Source organism: Streptomyces sp. NPDC006265, assembly GCF_040613555.1.
Taxonomy (GTDB): Bacteria; Actinomycetota; Actinomycetes; order Streptomycetales; family Streptomycetaceae; genus Streptomyces.
The window spans coordinates 1-2,764 of sequence record NZ_JBEXSH010001054.1; the positions used below are offsets into that span (position 1 = coordinate 1).

Genomic DNA, 2,764 nt, shown 5'->3' on the forward strand with positions numbered 1-2,764 from the left:
CCGGGATCCGCGGCCCTTCTGTTTGTCCCTGAACAGGGATGACGGACCGAAGGAGCCTCGGGACAAGAAAAGAACCCGGTACCACCACCCCCGGCCCACAGGCCGGAACGAACAGACGAGGAAGACGAACCGTGCAACTCGAAGCGCACGCCCCGTCCGTACCGCCTTCCGACACGATCCCCAAGCTCGGCTCCACGGAGGACCCCGCCTTGACCCCGCTCACCGCGCTCACCGCGCTCGACGACGCCATCGAGAACCTCGGCGTACCCGTCCCGTGCCGTTCCTACGACCCGGAGGTCTTCTTCGCCGAGTCGCCCGCGGACGTCGAGTACGCCAAGTCCCTCTGCCGCACCTGCCCGCTGGTCGAGGCCTGCCTCGCCGGTGCCAAGGAGCGGCGTGAGCCCTGGGGCGTCTGGGGTGGCGAGCTGTTCGTCCAGGGTGTCGTCGTCGCCCGGAAGCGGCCGCGTGGCCGCCCGCGCAAGAACCCGGTCACCGCATGAACACCGCAGGAACGATCGACCGCCCCCTCACGCACGACCCCCAGAAGCAGGCCCCGATGAAGCCGTCCACTTACGAGCCCGCGGGCTCCGCGAACCAAGACTTCACCATCAGCGGCGCGAAGGACTCGCGTCAGAACAGGACCCGAGAGATGCAACTCATCCCAGAAGCCATGGCTCGCGCGCATATGCGCGAGCGACTGCAGGAGGCGGAGCGGGATCGACAGGCCGTGCGCCTGGTGGCCGCCCGCCGGATGCAGCGCAGGGCGGAGCGCGCTTCACTGCGTGCCCGCCGGGCGCTCGCCATGGCGGTCATGCAGTAACCCGCCGCACCTGACGTGGGAGCAGCCCGGCCCATGAGCCAGGGCTGTCGCCGCCGACCTCGCACCGCGGGGGCCGGTCCGTACCGAACGGACCGGCCCCCACGGTGCGTTGTACGGACGTACTGACCAGGAGGGTGCGCGGGTCCACCTTGCCGGGGCCCGGTGCTCACCGGCCCCGGGCGTTGTGCCCTTCACACCAGGGTGGTGCGCCACCGAACCCGGGGGCGTTGTGCCCACCGTGTCGCCGGGTGCGGAGTTATCGTCGCCGGGTGACGAATCCTTCAGGAGGCAGTGACGACGGCTCCGCCGCGCAGCCGCGGCGCTATGTCTGTGCCGGCTGTGGCACATCGGCCGAGGTCCTGACCGACGGCCCACCGCTCACCTGGACCTACTCCCTGGAGGACGGCGCCCGCCGCCACTACTGCGAGACCTGCTCCCGGGAGAACCTCAGGTCCATCGAGGGACGCCTGGACTCGGACTTGTGGTGACGCCCACGGCGCCCGGACTCACGCCTCCGCCACTGCTTCCTCCTCGTCCGGCGGCTCCTCCGGGAGGAATCCCGGAAGCCATTCCTCCAGCTCCTCGCGCAGCCGCACTGTCGCCCCGAGCTGGCACAGCACCCCGATCGTGCTCAGCGTCACCCGGTGGATCAGCAGATAGGACGGGGGCAGGTTGAGCTGCTTGCCGAGCTGGTAGGCCGGGGAACGGGGGTCGGCGACACGGGCCGCCTGATTGCGCATCCAGCCCCGGGTGAAGGCGAACTCCTCGACCTGGGCCGGCTCGATGATCGGCAGCAGATAGTCCATGACGGCGTCCGGGTCCAGCTCTATCGTCTCCTTGACGAACGCTTCCACGCGCAGCAGCTCGTAGACCGCCTCGGCCTCCCCGTCGAGGGTCATCCGCAGGGACTCGCCGATGGTGGCCGGCAGGCCACCCGGGAGCCGGTCGACCGTGCCGAAGTCCAGGACGCCGAGGCGCCAGTCGTCCTCACCCTCCGGGCCGCAGGGCAGGAGCCGGAAGTTGCCAGGGTGGGGATCGGCGTGCAGCAGGCCCGTACGGGCGGGGCCGGAGAACAGGAAGCGGGCCAGGAGCTGACCGGCACGGTCGCGCTGCTCCTGGGTGCCGTCCGAGATGATCTCCGACAGCGGGATGCCGTCCATCCACTCGGTGACCAGCACCTGGTCGGACTGGTGGACCACCTGCGGCACGACCACGTCCGGGTCGTCCGCGAACTCCTCCGCGTGGGCCTGCTGGGCCTGGGCCTCCAGGCCGTAGTCCAGCTCCTCCGAGACTCGGTCCTTCAGCTCCGCGATCAGCGGCTTGATGTCCATGCCGGGAATCAGCGGACCGAGCAGTCGTGAGAAGCGGCTCAGCTGATTCAGATCCGACAGCAGGGCTTCACCGGCGCCCGGGTACTGCACCTTGACCGCGACCTCGCGGCCGTCGTGCCACACCCCCCGGTGGACCTGGCCGATCGAGGCCGCCGCTGCAGGCTTGTCCTCGAACTCCAGGAACAGCTCGTGCCACCCCTCGCCGAGCCGCTCCTCCAGCACCGCGTGCACGGTGCGGGTCGGCATGGGCGGTGCGGCCTCCTGGAGCTTGGTCAGCGCGGCCCGGTAGGGGCCGGCCACCTCCTCGGGCAGCGCGGACTCGAAGACGGACAGGGCCTGCCCGAACTTCATCGCCCCGCCCTTGAGCTCGCCGAGCACCTTGAACAGCTGCTCGGCCGTGCGCTGTTGGAGTTCGCGGCCGACGAGCTCGGCGGATTCGCCGACGATCCGCTTGCCGAATCCCCAGGTAGCCCGCCCGGCGATGCCGAGCGGGAGCGCGGCGAGCTTGGCGGTCCGGGTAACCGCCTTCCGGGGAAGATCAGACATGCGCCGTCACCGCCATTCCCGGTCCGAAGTCGCAGGAGCTGCAGGCACGCCGTACCGCCGCGCTCGC

4 protein-coding genes are annotated in these 2,764 nt (G+C 70.4%); 3 read left to right on the forward strand and 1 reads right to left on the reverse strand.

All coding sequences use genetic code 11. From position 1 onward, the window contains the following. Window positions 1-131: 131 nt before the first annotated feature. The 3 genes from ABZ281_RS45050 (at window position 132) to ABZ281_RS45060 (ending at window position 1,308) form a co-directional block, all read left to right on the forward strand. On the forward strand, window positions 132-500 hold the full coding sequence (locus ABZ281_RS45050; RefSeq protein WP_030854855.1) for a WhiB family transcriptional regulator: 369 nt from the start codon (window positions 132-134) through the stop codon (window positions 498-500). Further along, window positions 497-820 (forward strand): hypothetical protein, encoded by a 324-nt coding sequence (locus ABZ281_RS45055; RefSeq protein ID WP_142159783.1) that lies wholly within the window; start codon window positions 497-499, stop codon window positions 818-820. The genes ABZ281_RS45050 and ABZ281_RS45055 overlap by 4 nt, the downstream gene beginning before the upstream one ends. A gap of 269 nt (window positions 821-1,089) precedes the next feature. Beyond that, on the forward strand, window positions 1,090-1,308 hold the full coding sequence (locus tag ABZ281_RS45060) for a hypothetical protein (protein WP_356664142.1): 219 nt from the start codon (window positions 1,090-1,092) through the stop codon (window positions 1,306-1,308). Between the two features lie 18 nt (window positions 1,309-1,326). Here ABZ281_RS45060 and ABZ281_RS45065 read toward each other — a convergent pair whose 3' ends face one another. Then, complete coding sequence (locus ABZ281_RS45065) at window positions 1,327-2,697, reverse strand: AarF/ABC1/UbiB kinase family protein (RefSeq protein ID WP_356664144.1); 1,371 nt, start codon at window positions 2,695-2,697, stop codon at window positions 1,327-1,329. Window positions 2,698-2,764 lie beyond the last annotated feature (67 nt).

Bases quoted from the DNA above. Each gene is read 5' to 3' on its own strand.
- ABZ281_RS45065 (WP_356664144.1), bottom strand. From the start codon at position 2,697: ATGTCTGATCTTCCCCGGAAGGCGGTTACCCGGACCGCCAAGCTCGCC.
- ABZ281_RS45055 (WP_142159783.1), top strand. From the start codon at position 497: ATGAACACCGCAGGAACGATCGACCGCCCCCTCACGCACGACCCCCAG.